Source organism: Sphingomonas cavernae (assembly GCF_003590775.1).
GTDB lineage: Bacteria > Pseudomonadota > Alphaproteobacteria > Sphingomonadales > Sphingomonadaceae > Sphingobium_A > Sphingobium_A cavernae.
Map to the genome: position 1 here is coordinate 1314070 of NZ_QYUM01000003.1, position 15004 is coordinate 1329073.

13 protein-coding genes are annotated in these 15004 nt (G+C 62.2%); 11 read left to right on the forward strand and 2 right to left on the reverse strand.

The window, feature by feature from the left end; translation table 11 throughout:
* Nucleotides 1–24: 24 nt before the first annotated feature.
* The 9 genes from D3876_RS13965 to D3876_RS14005 all read left to right on the forward strand — a co-directional run bounded on the left by D3876_RS13965 (nucleotide 25) and on the right by D3876_RS14005 (nucleotide 8515).
* Nucleotides 25–678 carry a carboxymuconolactone decarboxylase family protein gene (locus tag D3876_RS13965; protein WP_119763116.1) on the forward strand — a complete coding sequence of 218 codons (654 nt, stop codon included), beginning with the start codon at nucleotides 25–27 and terminating at the stop codon, nucleotides 676–678.
* Between the two features lie 299 nt (nucleotides 679–977).
* Nucleotides 978–2459, forward strand: a complete 1482-nt coding sequence (locus D3876_RS13970) for a TonB-dependent receptor (RefSeq protein ID WP_220475465.1) — start codon at nucleotides 978–980, stop codon at nucleotides 2457–2459.
* Nucleotides 2390–3253: a TonB-dependent receptor domain-containing protein gene (locus D3876_RS21065; RefSeq protein ID WP_119763893.1), complete on the forward strand. Its 864-nt coding sequence runs from the start codon at nucleotides 2390–2392 to the stop codon at nucleotides 3251–3253. Before D3876_RS13970 ends, D3876_RS21065 begins: the two co-directional genes overlap by 70 nt.
* Before the next feature lie 216 nt (nucleotides 3254–3469).
* A complete protein-coding gene (locus tag D3876_RS13980; RefSeq protein WP_119763120.1) occupies nucleotides 3470–3700 on the forward strand; it encodes a biotin/lipoyl-containing protein in 231 nt (76 codons plus the stop codon).
* Between the two features lie 12 nt (nucleotides 3701–3712).
* On the forward strand, nucleotides 3713–4816 hold the full coding sequence (locus tag D3876_RS13985; protein ID WP_119763122.1) for a Gfo/Idh/MocA family protein: 1104 nt from the start codon (nucleotides 3713–3715) through the stop codon (nucleotides 4814–4816).
* A gap of 120 nt (nucleotides 4817–4936) precedes the next feature.
* Nucleotides 4937–5404 (forward strand): MarR family winged helix-turn-helix transcriptional regulator, encoded by a 468-nt coding sequence (locus tag D3876_RS13990; protein WP_119763124.1) that lies wholly within the window; start codon nucleotides 4937–4939, stop codon nucleotides 5402–5404.
* Nucleotides 5404–6480 (forward strand): phosphotransferase family protein, encoded by a 1077-nt coding sequence (locus tag D3876_RS13995; RefSeq protein ID WP_238475372.1) that lies wholly within the window; start codon nucleotides 5404–5406, stop codon nucleotides 6478–6480. The genes D3876_RS13990 and D3876_RS13995 overlap by 1 nt, the downstream gene beginning before the upstream one ends.
* Nucleotides 6477–7772 (forward strand): acyl-CoA dehydrogenase family protein, encoded by a 1296-nt coding sequence (locus tag D3876_RS14000; protein ID WP_119763126.1) that lies wholly within the window; start codon nucleotides 6477–6479, stop codon nucleotides 7770–7772. Before D3876_RS13995 ends, D3876_RS14000 begins: the two co-directional genes overlap by 4 nt.
* Entirely contained in the window at nucleotides 7769–8515 is a 747-nt protein-coding gene (locus D3876_RS14005) for an SDR family NAD(P)-dependent oxidoreductase (protein ID WP_119763128.1), read from the forward strand. Before D3876_RS14000 ends, D3876_RS14005 begins: the two co-directional genes overlap by 4 nt.
* Before the next feature lie 43 nt (nucleotides 8516–8558).
* Here D3876_RS14005 and D3876_RS14010 read toward each other — a convergent pair whose 3' ends face one another.
* A complete protein-coding gene (locus D3876_RS14010) occupies nucleotides 8559–11375 on the reverse strand; it encodes a TonB-dependent receptor (RefSeq protein WP_119763130.1) in 2817 nt (938 codons plus the stop codon).
* Nucleotides 11376–11615: 240 nt separating this feature from the next.
* Entirely contained in the window at nucleotides 11616–12683 is a 1068-nt protein-coding gene (locus D3876_RS14015; RefSeq protein WP_119763897.1) for an AraC family transcriptional regulator, read from the reverse strand.
* 161 nt (nucleotides 12684–12844) lie between these two features.
* Here D3876_RS14015 and D3876_RS14020 point away from each other — a divergent pair, with 161 nt between their 5' ends.
* Nucleotides 12845–13822 (forward strand): enoyl-CoA hydratase/isomerase family protein, encoded by a 978-nt coding sequence (locus D3876_RS14020; protein ID WP_119763132.1) that lies wholly within the window; start codon nucleotides 12845–12847, stop codon nucleotides 13820–13822.
* Nucleotides 13823–13984: 162 nt separating this feature from the next.
* A complete protein-coding gene (locus tag D3876_RS14025) occupies nucleotides 13985–15004 on the forward strand; it encodes a helix-turn-helix transcriptional regulator (protein ID WP_119763134.1) in 1020 nt (339 codons plus the stop codon).

Below are 15004 nucleotides of genomic sequence, written 5' to 3' on the forward strand. Positions count from 1 at the left end.
GCAAGATACGAGGGAGTCGAGTAAATGAGTGATATCAAGCCACGCATCCTGCATCTGCCACGCGCGGAATGGACGGACGACGCACGCGAAGTCTTTGCCTTTTGGGGCGAGCCCAATGCGTGGGAGGAGGGCTCGAAAACCAACGTCATGATGGTGATGGCCAACCACCCCGATCTGGGCAAGGCGTACAACATCTGGGGCAAGCATCTGTTGATGTCCAACACGCTGTCGACGCGCTATCTGGAACTCGTCATCCTGCGCGTCGCCTGGCGGGTAAAGTCCGCTTATGAGTGGCACAATCATGTCGGCTACGGGTTGAATGCGGGTCTGACGCTCGATGAGATCGCGGCTATCCGCGACTATCCTGAAGGTGGCGACTGGAACGAGCAGGATGCGATCGTGCTGCGGTCCGTCGATGAACTGATCGACGACGGCACGCTGAGCGACGCGACATGGGAAACGCTCGGCAAATATTTCGACAAACGTCAGAAGATGGATCTGGTCTTTTCGATCGGTCACTATGTCATGACGAGCTGGGCGCTGTCGGCGTTCGGCGTCGACATCGAGGGTGGGGCCGACCGGATCGGTTTCGATCTCAAGACGGCGTCGGGAAAGGTGCCTGGCAAAACCTATAAGCCGGGTGAAACCGAGGATTGGACCGACAGCCGCGGCTATTGACGCCGCGGTCGGCGCTGCACGCAGAAGCTGAAGGCTGAGCCCCTGCAGTCATTGCTGCAACTTTCGAAACTCATGAAAAAAACAGCCAGTTCGCGGGCCGCTTGCGGCCGGAATGGCGTACTCGGAGCATAAATATAAAGAAATCAATATCTTGGTAAAAATGAGGGGATGGTAGCATGGCACAAAGTGTACGGTCCGTTTTTGGCTCGCGGCGCGAAAATCCCGCTGCAATCCGGCCACGACCGCGTTCCTACAACCGATCCGCCTTGCTGGTGACCTGCGCCTGCCTGATCGCGCCGATGGCGTCGTTACAAGCGCAGGAAGCGTCCGGCAGCGCCGCGGAACCGGAAGCCTCCTCTCGAGAAATCATCGTCACGGCCCGCAAGCGCGAGGAATCCGCCCTCGAAGTGCCGGTGATCGAGACCGTCCTCACCGCCGATACGATCGAGCGCGCGGCGATTACGAGTATTGACGACATCGCCAAATTCGCCCCCGGCCTGCAGGTCGGGGAGTCGGTCCTGTCGATCGGTACGCAGGTGTCGCTGCGCGGTATCGGCACAAGCGCCTTCGATCCCGGGGTGGATCAGTCGGTATCACTCAATATCGACGGATTGTCCTTCAGTCAGGGGCTTGCCTTTCAGAGCGGAACCTTCGACCTCGCCCAGATCGAGGTGCTGAAGGGTCCGCAAGCGCTTTTCTTCGGCAAAAGCAGCCCGGGCGGTGTCATATCGATCCGGACCGCCGATCCGCGCGATGATCTGGAAGTGATCGTACGGAGCGGCTACGAATTCGAGGCCAACGAGTATCGCGGCGAACTGATCCTCTCGGCGCCGATCACCGACACGCTCGGAATCCGCCTCGCCGGCATGGGCTATAATGGCGACGGCTATTTCAGGAACCGGGCGATCGGCTTGGCCGGCACCGGGGCGAAACGGCCCGACAACAGGCTGGGTGGCGGCGACGGCTTCCAGCTCCGCGGCACCGTGAAATTCGAACCGTCGTCCGCCTTCGACGCGCGGCTGAAGCTGAATTATGTCGAGGATACGAACGAATATCCGGGCGCGGTGCAATTGTCGTCCTGTCCCGAGGGCACAGCCCCCAGTGCGGGCAATCCCTTCCCGCGACCGATAGATCCTAATGACGACTGCAAGCTCGACCGGTCCATTTACCTCGTCGATCTCGACCCCGCCGCATTCCCGCTGGTGGTGAGGCGTGGTCAGCAGTTCAATGACAAGCAACAGACCTTCGGCACGCTGGAGATGAATCTGTCTCCGGTGGAAGATCTGACGCTCAGCTCGGTCACCGGCTATTACGATCTGAGCTCGACCACGCAGTTCAACACGTTCCAGACGGGCTATGCGGGTCCAGGCCTCGCCCATCAGAGTTTCTACGACCGGGCGGAATTCACGCAGGAAATCCGCCTCAATTCCGATTTTGCGGGGCCGCTGAATTTCACTGCTGGAGCGTTTTACCAGAACGCCGACGTCTCGTTGCTACAGCCGGTCTTTGGCAACCGGACCGTCCTGCCGGCATCGCGAACGACGCTGAGCAAAAGGGTCAATAATCTGGACATAGAGAGCTGGTCGATCTTCGGCCAGTTGCGCTTCCGTCCCGTCGAGACCCTGGAACTGGCGGTGGGCGGCCGTTACACCGACGAGAAACGCGGTGACGAAGTCTTCGACTTTTCACCAACGCCTTTGTCCCGCTTGCAGTGCCCGAGATTGCCTCGGATACCTTCTCTCCTGAGGTCACGGTCACCTACACGCCGACCGATGACCTGACGCTGTTTGCCTCATACAAGAAGGGGTACAAATCGGGCTCGTTCACGACTGGTCAGCTACCGCCGCCGCCTCGGCCGGGCGAGCTTCCGAACAACTCTTTCGGCGACGAGCAGATCGAGGGCGGAGAAGCCGGGGTGAAGACGCGGCTCTTCGACAGGCAGGTGACCGTGGATCTCGCGGGCTATTATTACGATGTCACGGGGCTCCAGGTCGGTGCCAATGAGGCAGACGGCCCGGGAGACCTGCCCGTCACGCGCACGGTGAATGCCGGCGCCGGGCGGATCTACGGCGCCGATTTCGAGATTTCCTGGTGGCCGCGCGATATTGACGGACTGAATCTGCATGCCGCGGTCGCCTGGAACAAATCGAAGTTCACCGAGCTTGATACCGTGCCCTGCTATGGCGGCCAGACGATTGCGCTGGGCTGCACCGAATCCCCGAACCCCGTTACCGGATTTTTCACCGCGCAGAACCTCAACGGTATTCCGTTCCTAAGGGCGCCAGAATGGCAGGCGACCTTTGGCGCCGTCTATGAAATGCCGCTGCCCGGCGGCTGGAGCCTGACGCTCTCCAACGACAACCATTATTCCTCGCGCTATCTGACGGCTCTGGGACGCCGTGCCGATTTCATTCAGGACGACTATCTCCAGGTCGACTTGCGACCTGCGCAATCGAGCTATCGGACACCGAAACGGCGAAGGCGCGAACCTATTGGTCCGTCTGGACGGATATCGGACCCGATCATGCCGGCTATTATCTCGACGAGTTGCGCAAGGTGGGCGACCTTTGGCTGATCGCGCATCGTCGCATTCGGCGCGATTGGCAGGCACCGCACAGTCTGTTCCGCGCGGCGGTTGAACGGACGCGTTAGCGGCCGGGCTTGCGCGGCCTGCGTATCGCGTCAACGATATCGGGAATGCGCGCGACCATTTCCTGATTGCTCGACGTCGTTGGCGCGATAGGCACGGGGTAAGACTACCGCATCGACTTCCAGAAGGAATCAACCGACCATGGCTACCGAAATCCTGCTTCCCAAGATCGGCTTCTCGATGACCGAGGGCCAGATCGCCGAATGGCTTGCCAGTGACGGCGCGCAAGTGACCGAGGGTGATCCGCTTTACCTGCTCGAAGCGGACAAATCGACCAACGAGGTCGAGGCGCCAGCGAGCGGTACGCTTCGCATCATCGCCGAGGCGGGCGAGATTTACGAGGTTGGCACGGTTCTCGGCACCATCGAATAGGGCTGGTCTTTCATGACTTTGCGTGTCGGCATCGTAAGCGCCGCCTGGGGCGGATTCGCGCATCTGCCCGCGTGGCGCGCGATTCCGGGCGTGGAGGTCACGGCGATCTGCACCTCGCGGCAGGAAACCGCGGAGGCCGCGGCCAGTCGGCTCGGCCTGCCGCGGGCCTTCTGGAATGCCGAGGAGATGTGTGCCGATCCGGATATCGACATCGTCGATCTCGGCACGCGACCCAGCGTCCGCAAGCCGATGGTGCTCGCGGCGCTGGCGCACGGCAAGCACGTCTATAACGCCAGTCCCCATGCGCCCGACTGGGCGGGGGCGAAAGAAATCGACTCTGCCTGGCGCGCCAGCAGCAGCGTGGGCGTGGTCGATGCCTTTTCCGAATGGGTTCCTGCCAACCGGCAGATGCTCGCGATGGTGGAGGATGGCTATGTGGGCCGCCCGCTCGGCGGCACCTGCCACTTCACCATTTCGCTGTTCAACCAGCCGATCAAGCAATTCCCCTATAACTGGTTCGGACAGGCCGGGCAGGGCGTTTCCGCGGTCCGCAACAATGGCAGCCATGCGCTCTACATGTTGCTGCGGCTGTTCGGTCCGGTCGAGGAACTGGTCGCCGACGACAGCCAGATCCTGAAGCAGTGGGTCTTCCCCGATGGCGACATCATCACGCCCGAGACGACCGATCTCGCCAATGTGATCCTCCGCTTCGCCAGCGGCCTCGTCATGCAGATGCAGATCAGTTGGAGCATGCCACTCTATTATGGCTGGCTGATCGACGTGTTCGGAGAAAAGGGCCGTCTTGTCTCCGCCTCGCCTACATTTCCCACCGCACGCGATTGTACGCTGCGCGGCGGCCAGCTCGGCGGCGTCATGGAGGTGATCGACATTCCAGACGACTTCAAGACCGTCCCCGGCATTGCTCTGGACTGGCAGAGCGAGCCGCAGCCGAGCTTCCCGATGGCGCTTTCCATGCACAATATGGTGGAGGTGATTCACGGGCGCGCGCACGGCGCACCCGATTTCGGGCAGGCGCTCGAGGTCGAACGCATTCAGGAGGCGATCCGGCTATCGAGTCTCGAACGCTGCTGGGTCCGGATTTCGGACGTGGCCTGACAACGCGCTCAGCGCACCTGAGCGTCCAGTTTTCGGGGGTTTTGAGCCGCGCTCGAAGCAATTTGCGACCGCGGTCTCATCTAATTTGACACAATTATGTCAAAATGACATGATTGGACCATGGAAAGTCGATTTGAGTCGCGAAACCCGCTGGTTGTGCTGGTCGATGAGACAAGCCGGCTTACCGCACGTCTGAAAACCGTCTTTGCCGATGTCCGGCGGTCGGTGGGGCTCGGTGATTCCGAGATGATGGTGCTCGCCGCGGTGGTCGAAGCGGAGCGTCCGCCGACGGTGCCGCAGATCGGGCGATCGCTCGGGCACCCGCGGCAACTCGTCCAGCGCGCGGCCAATGCGCTGATTGCAGAGGGGTTGATCGAAACCGCGTCCAATCCCGATCATAAGCGCGCCACGCTGCTACGCGCGACCGAGCGCGGTGTGGCGATGAAGCGCGAGGCCGACGCGCGTGCCGACGAGATCGCTCGCTCGCTGTCGGGGGCACTCGATCTCGAAGGTGCAAGGGGTGTTGCGCACGCGCTGAGCGACATTCGCCGGCAACTCGAGGCTGAACTGCGCCTCAGGGAGGATTGATGTCGAAGATCGAGCACAATCTCGACGTGCTCGCGAGCATTCCGAGCCTGACCGAATGGCTGGACGCGCATGTTCCCGAGCTTGGGAAGGGGCCGCTCAGGACCGCGCTGCTCCACGGCGGGCAGTCCAATGTCGTGCTCACGCTCGATCGCGGAGAACAGGCGATGGTGCTGCGCCGCCCGCCCGCCGTGCCGCCGCCAGGTGCCGAGAACGGCGTGTTGCGTGAGGCGCGCATCCTGACCGCGCTCAACCAGACCGATGTGCCGCATCCCGTCTGCTACGCAGCGTGTGAGGACGCTTCGGTGATCGGCGCCCCCTTTTACGTGATGGAGAAGGTGGGCGGATGGGCTCCGAATCTGCGCGATGGCAAGATCCACAACAGCCCGCCTTTCGACAAGATGCCCTATGTTTACGGCATCCCCTTCGCGATCGTTGATGGCCTGATCGCGCTGGCGAATGTCGACTATGAGGTGATCGGTCTTGATGACTATGGCCGGCCGGGCAATTTCCTCGAACGGCAGGTCGATCGCTGGGCGGGGCAGCTCGCTTCCTACAAGGACTGCTACGGCTATCAGGGCCGCGAGCTGCCAGGCTATGCCGAAACCGAGGCATGGCTGCGCGCCAATGTGCTCAAGAAGGAGGTGCGCGGCATCATCCACGGCGATGTCGGCACGCCCAACATGATGTTCCGTCCGGGTCCGCCGGCACGACTGGTAGCGATGCTAGACTGGGAGCTTTCGACGATCGGTGATCCGATGCTCGATATTGGCTGGTTCACCGGATCGATGCGCGACGAGCGCGAGCCCCATCGTGTTCAGGGAACGGGCCTCTACGATGCGTCACAGTTTCCGACCCAGCAGGAACTCGCCCGCTACTACTGCGCGGGCACGGGGCGCGACATGGCCGACTTCTACTATTTCTCGGTGCTGGCAAAGTTCAAATCGGGCTGCCTCATGGAATACAAGGTCGCGCAGGCCGAGGCGGGCCATTTGCCCAAGGAAACGGGCCGCTTTTTCGCAAACATCGTGCTCGCCTGCTTTCGGGACGCCGCAGACATGATCCGGAGGATGCCATGATCGATTTTTCCGTCGAACCTGAATTTCAGGAAAAGCTCGACTGGATGAACGCATTCGTCCGCGAGGAATGCGAGACGATGGACCTGCTCTTCCCCGGCGCCGGCACCATGTACGACATGAACAACGCCAGGGCGCGCGCGCATCTGGAGCCTCTCCGTGACCAGGTGAAGGCCAAGGGACTCTGGGCTTGTCACCTTGGTCCCCATCTCGGCGGCCCGGGCTATGGCCAGGTGAAGCTGGCGCTGATGAACGAGATCCTCGGCCGTTCGAGCTGGGCGCCGACCGTCTTCGGCACCGCCGCGCCCGATACCGGCAACAGCGAGATCCTCGCCATGTTCGGCACCGGGGACCAGAAGGCGAAATACCTCCAGCCCTTGCTCGACGGCAAGATTTGCTCGGCCTTTTCGATGACTGAGCCGCAGGGCGGCGCGGATCCCACGCACTTCACCTGCGCGGCGCGGCGCGATGGCGACGAATGGGCCATCTCGGGCGAGAAATGGTTCATCTCCAACGCCCGCTACGCCGCCTTCCACATCGTCATGGCGGTAACCAACCCCGAAAACCAGCCGCACGAGCGGATGAGCATGTTCATCGTCGATGCCCAGACCCCGGGTATCGAGATCATCCGCAATTGCGCGGTGTTCGGCGAGCCGGCCGAGGACGGCAGCCACGCCTATATCCGCTACAACGACGTGCGTGTGCCGTTGGATGCCATGCTCGGCGAGCCGGGCGGCGGCTTCCGTGTGGCGCAGGCGCGCCTGGGTGGCGGTCGCATCCACCACGCGATGCGCACCGTGGGCCGCTGCCAGCGCGCCATCGACATGATGAAGGAGCGTGCGGTCTCGCGTCAGACGCGTGGACGAAAGCTGGGCGATCACCAGTTTGTGCAGGGCGCCATCGCCGACTCGGTGATCCAACTCGAGCAGTTCCGCCTGCTGGTCCTCAAGGCCGCCTGGATGATCGACGAGGTCGAAGCAGGCCGCCTGCCGCATGGCGCCGCGCGCCAGCACATCGCGATGTGTAAAGTCGCGACCGAGGCGGTCATGCATGACATCATCGGGCGCGCGGTGCGCCTCCACGGCAGCCTTGGCCTCACTGAGGAGACTTGGCTGGCGCAGTTCTGGGCGGGCGTGCAGAGCCTGGCCTTCGCCGATGGCCCGACCGATGCGCACCGTTCGCAACTGGCGCGCAACCTGCTTCGTGACGTGACGCCCGTCGAGGGACACTTTCCCAGCGATCACACGCCCACGCGACTGTCGGAGGCGCTGCGGCGCTATCCGAGCGCGCGATGACCCCCGACCCGCTCTTCGACTTCACCGGCAAGGTGGCGCTCGTCACGGGCGGTTCGCGCGGCCTTGGGCTTGCGATCGTCAGGGCCTTCGCCGAACGTGGGGCCGATGTGATCATCGCCAGCCGCAAGCTCGACAATTGCGAGGCGGTGGCGGAGGAAATGCGGGGGCTCGGTCGCCGGGCGCTCGCCATTTCAGCGCATGTCGGCCGATGGGTCGAATGCGACCGGCTGATTGAGGAAAGCTACGCCGCCTTCGGACGGGTCGACATCCTCGTCAACAATGCGGGAATGAGCCCTCGCATGCCGAGCCATGACGTGACCGAACAACTCTTCGATTCCGTGTTGAACCTCAACTTCAAGGGGCCCTTTCGTCTCGCCAGTCAGATCGCCTGGCGCATGGCGGAAGGGGGCGGCGGCTGCATCATCAACGTTTCGTCGACAGGCGCGCTGATGCCCTTGCCCGAGGTCGCCCATTACGGTGCAGCCAAAGCGGCGCTCAACGCGATGTCAGCCAGCCTTGCCCATGAATATGCTCCAAAGGTGCGGGTCAACACGCTGTCGCCGGGCCCCTTCCTGACCGATCAGGCGAAGGATCGCGCACAACCAGGCGAGGCCGTTCCCCGCAATGCGCGCGGCGTCGCCGCCGATCCGCAGGACATCGTCACCACGGCGTTGTTCCTCGCTAGCCCGGCCTCGGTCAATGTGACGGGTGCGCTCATCCGCTGCGACGGGGGGCAGCGTTAGATCACCGAACCACGAGGACACCGGCCGGCAGGTGGCGCTGCGCCTACATTTTGAAGGTCGCCCGCGCGTAGAGATAGCGGCCAGGGAGATCATACGTCGTCGGGTCGAAATTGTTGATATCGCAGGTCACGCATCCCGGCGCCCTGGTGTCGAAGATATTGTTCACGCCCAACGCAAAGCCGAAATCCTTGTCCTCACCGACAGTCAACCGCAGTTGCACGTCGGTGTAGAAGCGGTCTTTCATGACATTTCCGCCCGTTTCGCGAAGCTTGGAAATGTAGCGGCCAGTCAGCGTGGCGCCAAAGTTTTCCATATCCCAGTCGAGGATGCCGACGGACTTCCATTTGGGGAAGCCTTGAGACGGACTGCCCTGCTCGGTCCCCTCGCGACTGATTACCTGGGTGGCCACGATTACGTCGTAGTTGAGCAGGAAGGTATTGTTCCAGGTGAAACCGAACCGGCCGGCTCCCGTCTCCCCCGAGCGATAGGTGATATTGGCGTCGATACCGTCGGTGTTTATGCCCGCGACGTTCTGGAGGATGCCAACGACCTGTGTCAGTTGACCGCCGACGCGCGTAACCAGTGCGCACGCCGCCGGATCATTGTCCACGGCGCAGTTGGTGACCGTCACCTCTGCATCGATCGCTTGAATCGCGCCCCTGATCTTGATGTCGTAATAGTTCACCTCAATCGAAAAGCCGGGGAGGAAAGAGGGGCTGATGACCCCGCCAAAGATCCAGCTCTCTGATGTTTCCGGTTCAAGGCTCTCATCGCCGCCGACCAGCACCGAAATTTGCGGGTTGGCTTGCTGATAGCTTCCATTGGCAGGAACACCGGCAGCGACGCAATTAGCGCGCACGGTGGCGTCATTCTGGAAGCGGAGCGGGGCGGTATTTCCCGCATGCGACGAACAGGGGTCGTCAAGCTGCTGGTCGAAGCGCGATTGTGTTCCGAAGAGCTCGCCGATCGAGGGTGCGCGGAAGCCCTCGGCATAGGAGGCGCGCAGGCGCAGATCCTTGATCGGCTTCCAGTTGACCCCGCCCTTGAACGTCCATGTCGAACCCGATGTCGAATAGTCGGAGAAACGCACCGCACCGGTCAGTTCGAGCAACTGGAAGAATGACTGATCAGCCAAAAGCGGCGCATTGAGTTCGGCATAGGCTTCCCACACCGAATAGCTGCCCCGCGTCGGCCGCGCGGGAATGTCGGAGCTGAAACCCGCGGCGACGACCGGGTCAGGGTCGAAGCGGCCTTTGAGATCGCGATACTCGACCCCGGCAGCTATGCCGAGATCTCCGCCCGGCAGGGTGAACAGGCTGCCCGTCACGTTGCCGGTGAAATCCCACATCTCCTGCTCGCTGCTATCGTGCTGTTCAAAGGTGACGAAATCGAGCATTCCTTGGGTGATCGAACCAGCCCCGCCAAACAGGTTGAAGGGCACGCAGGGGGACGTGCAATTCGCGATCGGACCAAGCGCCTGGCGCAGACGATCGGAGTTGATATTCCCCAGCATCGTCTGCTCAGCCTTGTTTTTGCCATAGGCGGCGTTGACGTCCCAGTACCAATTGCTCTCGCCGACATCGAATTCGCCGTCGAGCGTCGCGACCCCATAGATGGTGTCGACGGTCTGGTTGAACCGACGTGGTCCGCCCTCAACAAAGCGCCGGAAAATGAAGTCCATATTGGAGGCATCGAGGGTGACACCGAACGGGTTGAAGGGATTGGTAGCGTCGACCGTGGTCGCGTCGAGCACGGGGGTGATGCCGGCGGCCGGACCAATGCCGAATGGCAGCGGCGCCGCCCGGTTTTTGGACTTGCGCTGGTTCCAGATGCCCTTGACCGAAAAGTTGATGGCGTCCGATACCTCGTAGCGGATGTTGCCGAACACCCCGTATCGCTCGACCGGGATCTGGAGAAAGTTGAACGGCCCGAAATTGAACCGGTCGGCGGGATCGGCAAAAGGACGGAAATCTGCTGGAGTGGAAGGGCGCCCGAGCACCGGCGCGTTGAGCGTCAGGTCCTGCCCGAATATGGCGTACCGGCCATTGGGAAGGAAGCCCGAGCAGCCTCCGTCCGCACAGGTGTCTGAATAGGGCGCAGGGAAGCGGGAGATATCCCTGGCGCCGGCCGAGACACCCTCCTGCTTTACATAGTTGCCGCCGACGACGATCTGCAGCGGTCCGTCGCCGCCATTGCCCCAGCTAAGCTGGTAGTTCTGGGTGGCCCCATCGCCCCGGTCGTAGAGACCGATCTGGGCCGCAGCCATCAGGCCTTGCTGTTGTTTCTTCGTGATGATGTTGACGACACCCGCGATCGCGTCGGAGCCATAAATCGACGAAGCGCCGTCCTGCAGCACCTCGATGCGTTCGATGGCGCTTTCAGGGATCGAATTGAGGTCAGTCGAGCCGGGTACGCCGCTCGCTGACGCCCCGTTTACATAGCGGATGCCGTCGACCAGAACGAGGACACGCCGTGATCCGAGATAGCGCAGATCGATCTCGGCGGAACCCGCGCCTACGCCGCCGCCGTCGGGCGGATTGCCGAGATTGCCGCTGTTGTTGAACTTGCCGTTGAGCCCGCCACCCGAACTTGGAAGGCGTTGAAGCACGTCGTTGACCGAGTTGAGCCCGGTCTTCGCGATATCCTCCTGGTCGACGAAGACGATCGGCGCATCCTGCTCGAGCGGGCTGCGGCGGATGCGGGACCCGGTGACGATGATATCTTCGCCGGCGGACGTCCCGGCTTCCTGGCTGTCGGTGGGCACATTGGACTGCGCAGCGGCCGGCGTGTGGCCAGTGAAACCAACGGCGAGAGCGACCGATGCGCACGAAATCCAGAGATGTTGTGATTGTTTCGACATGGCTTTCCCCTGACAAAACATACGGCCCGGGATCGCAATGTCGCGTCTCGGCGCCATTGGCGGCAAGTAAAGCACTCGAAACTGCTTGCGCGAAGCGGAAACTGGGCGCGACAACATTTTCTCTCGACTTGTTGCATCGAGGTTACACGTCAATTTTTCTGTTCATGATCATGGAGCGCGCGTCAATCGATCCGAAATCGATGCCGGCCTTCCTCGGGCGAGAAACGCAGAAACGCTTTGTCAGCCGTTGCTGGAACCGCCAACGGCGCGGAACTTGCGCGGTGTCGTTCCCGTCCAGCGCTTGAAGGCACGGCCGAAGCTCGTCTGTTCGCCATAGCCCAGCCGCTCTGCCACTTCGTCGAGGGGCATGCGCGTTTGTTTGAGGTAGATCCGGGCGAGGTTTTCGCGTTGCGCCTCGACAAGGTCCGAAAAGCTGATGTCGTGCACCGCCAGCCGTGCCTGCAGCGTGCGTACGGAGAGGCCGAGCTTTTCCGCGCAGCGTTCGATCGAGCAGGTGCCGGCGGGCAGCGCGCCGCGAACATAGCTTGCGGTGCGCTCGACGATGTTGGCCCGGTTCACGAGCTTCACCCGGGCGAGATAGCCGCCGAGCAGGCGGAAAATCAGTCGGTTGGCGCTGGCGATCGGCTGGTCGAGCGCCTGCACCGGGAAGCCAATCGCATTGCGCTCGGCGCGGTTGAGGACATGACAGGCGACCAGCCCCTCAATCTCGGGCACATCGCGCGGTCGCGCATCGACGGCCAGATGAACATAGGCGGGCTTGAAACTGTTGCCGCCAACCGTTCGCAGCAGCTTCAGCATCAGCATCAGCGCCTGATAATTGGCCTGATCGTTGACGCCCATGTCTGTCCTGACGTTCCAGCGCAGTTCCGCAGTGTCGAGCCCTTCCACCAGTTCCAGATCGGCCTCGGGCGAATGGACGATGGGGATATAGTCGACAAGGCAACCCACCGCCGAACGCAGGTCGGGCGCGGCGCGGCATAGCGCGGTGACGCAACCGAACACGTCGGGGTCCTGGAGATGGGCGAGCCTCAGTCCGAACAGCGGATCGTCGAACAGCGTGCTGCAATATTCGAAGACGTCGACGACCTGCTGGCAGCCGATATGGCTGTCGGGATCGACGAGCGTGCGCGGTTCCAGCCCATGGCGTTCGAGGATGCGGTGCGCGTCGCTCCCACGAATGCGCGCATAATCCGAAAAGCCCGTCAGATTGGCGGCGCGCATCTGCCCGCTCGCGGGGATTGCGTCCAGCGGCCCTTCCAGCCCGAAGAAATATTCATGCTCGTCCACGGGCGCGCCTCTTTCAGCCTGTGGCAGGATCATCGCGGCACGCAGCCTAACGGGCAAGGGGCGTGGCGTCCATTGTCGAGGGGGCTGCGTCAAATGCCAATACGCGGGGCAGACGCTGTGGCAGCGTCGTGAACAAATATGGATTGCGACGGGAGAGGATCATGGCGGACGCAAGCGCGGCTGAGCTGAAGAAGGAAGCGGAACAGTTCGTCCGCTATGAAAAGGACAAGGTCACCAAGATCGCGACGATCACCTTCGATCGCCCGGGCAAGTCCAACACGACCACGATCGGCATGCGGCTGCTGTTCGGCGAATATGTCCACAAGGCCAATATCGACAATGATGTGAAGGTGCTCGTCATCCGCGGCGAAGGCGAGGATTTCGGCACGGGTGGGGACATTGCCGAACATGGCGACCTTTACCTCAATCCCGACGAGAATTCGAACTTTCTCGCCGATCTCGAGATCGACGATCCCGACGTTCAATATCCACCCGCGGGAAGCTTCCGCTACCTCCACGGCCTGACCGATCACTATGCCAAGGGGCGTGCGGGCAACCGCCCGCTGCAGGAATTCAAGAAGATCAGCATCGTTGAGGCCAAGGGCTATTGCTATGGCTGGCACTTCTACCAGGCGGCCGACGCCGACCTCGTCGTCTGTTCGGACGACACGCTCTTCGGCCATCCGTCCTTCCGCTATGCAGGTTGGGGACCACGGCTGTGGACCTGGCTGGAAACCATTGGCGTGCGCAAATTTTCGGAGATGTTGTTCACCGGACGACCCTTCACCGCGAAGGAAATGGCGGACAGCAATTTCGTGAACAGCGTCGTGCCACGCGACCAGCTCGAGGCGGAGACCGCGAAATACGCAAAGGCCTGTTCGATCACGCGTCCGCTCGACGTGGTGGTGGTGCAAAAGACCTTCATCGAACTCTACAAGCAGTATCGCGGCGAATATATGGGGAGCCTGCTCACCGGCTTCGTCGAAGGCGTGCTGCCCGCGATGAAGAATGATGTCGAGGACGATGTGAACCTCGGCAACGGCGTGTTCGGCAAGGGCATCAACAATGTCGTCAAGGATCGCGACCTCGCCTATCCGCCCGAATGGCGGCTGAGCCGGGGCGGGCGCGCCAAGCCCTGAACGCGCGGTGTGAGGATTGGCTGCGCGAAATGTCGATCAGCCTGCATGATCGGCATGGCGGCGTTTTCCGGGTGGACTAGCATGGACATCAGATGAGGCCGGCGACGGATCAGTCGACCCGCATGAAGACGGGTGGACGGGGTCGCGGCAGGAGAGGCAATCATGGCTGAGACACTTTTCGCGCTCGACAAGCGCAATTATCGCGAATGCCAGACCCTGTTTCGCGGGCAACGCGACCAGGAATATTACCAGGGCGATTACTGGATCGAGGACGCGAGCGTGGTCGACGTCCGCGCGGAGCGCAAGCCCGTCGGGCCAGCGTCGATCATCCTGTTGCGCTCGGCAACGCGGCTGTTCTTTCGCCGCACGCGCCAGCACATTCGCCAGGACGCCACGGATCTTTCGGTCCTCTGGTTCGTGAAGCGTGGCGGTCTGGTCATTTCCAACCAGTGCGGCAACCGCACCGCGCATCCCGGCGACTTCGTCATCACGCGTTCGATGTCGCCCTTCTTCATCGAATGCCAGCCGGACGACGCAGGGGTGCACGAAGTCCTGCACGTGACGGTGCCGACGCACATCCTGCGCGCGCATATCCCTCATGACCTGAGCACGGGGCTGTTCATGCCGATGGACCGGCGCGAACTGGTGATCGCGGAAAACATGCTCACCGATATTTTCAGGGACGACGGCCGGCTTGGGCCCGATACGGCACGGACGCTGCTCGATACCGCGTTCACCATCATCGGCCATGCCGTTCGCACGGATGAAACGGCGATGCCCGCGCGCCAGTCGGTCACCGACCGGCGGCTGGAGGATGTGCTGCGTTTCATCGAAGTGCATCTGTCCGACCCCGACCTCTCCACCGCGATGGTGTCGAAGGGCTGCGGCATTTCACCGCGCTACCTGTCGTCGCTGCTGCGTCTCAGGGGGACGACATTCTCCGAACTGGTGTGGGAGCAGCGGCTGGAAAAGGCGAAGAGCTGGCTGTCGAGTTCCAATCCGCGCGACATCTCGATCAGCGAGATCGCCTATGGCGTCGGCTTCAAGAGCGCGGCGCATTTCAGCCGCATGTTCAAGCGCGTGTTCGAGATCAATCCGCGCGAGTTCCGCGGGGGCGTCGGCGAGGAGATCGTGCACGCGGACTATCAGCGTTACACCGAGAGCGGCGGGCTGCTGCAATAG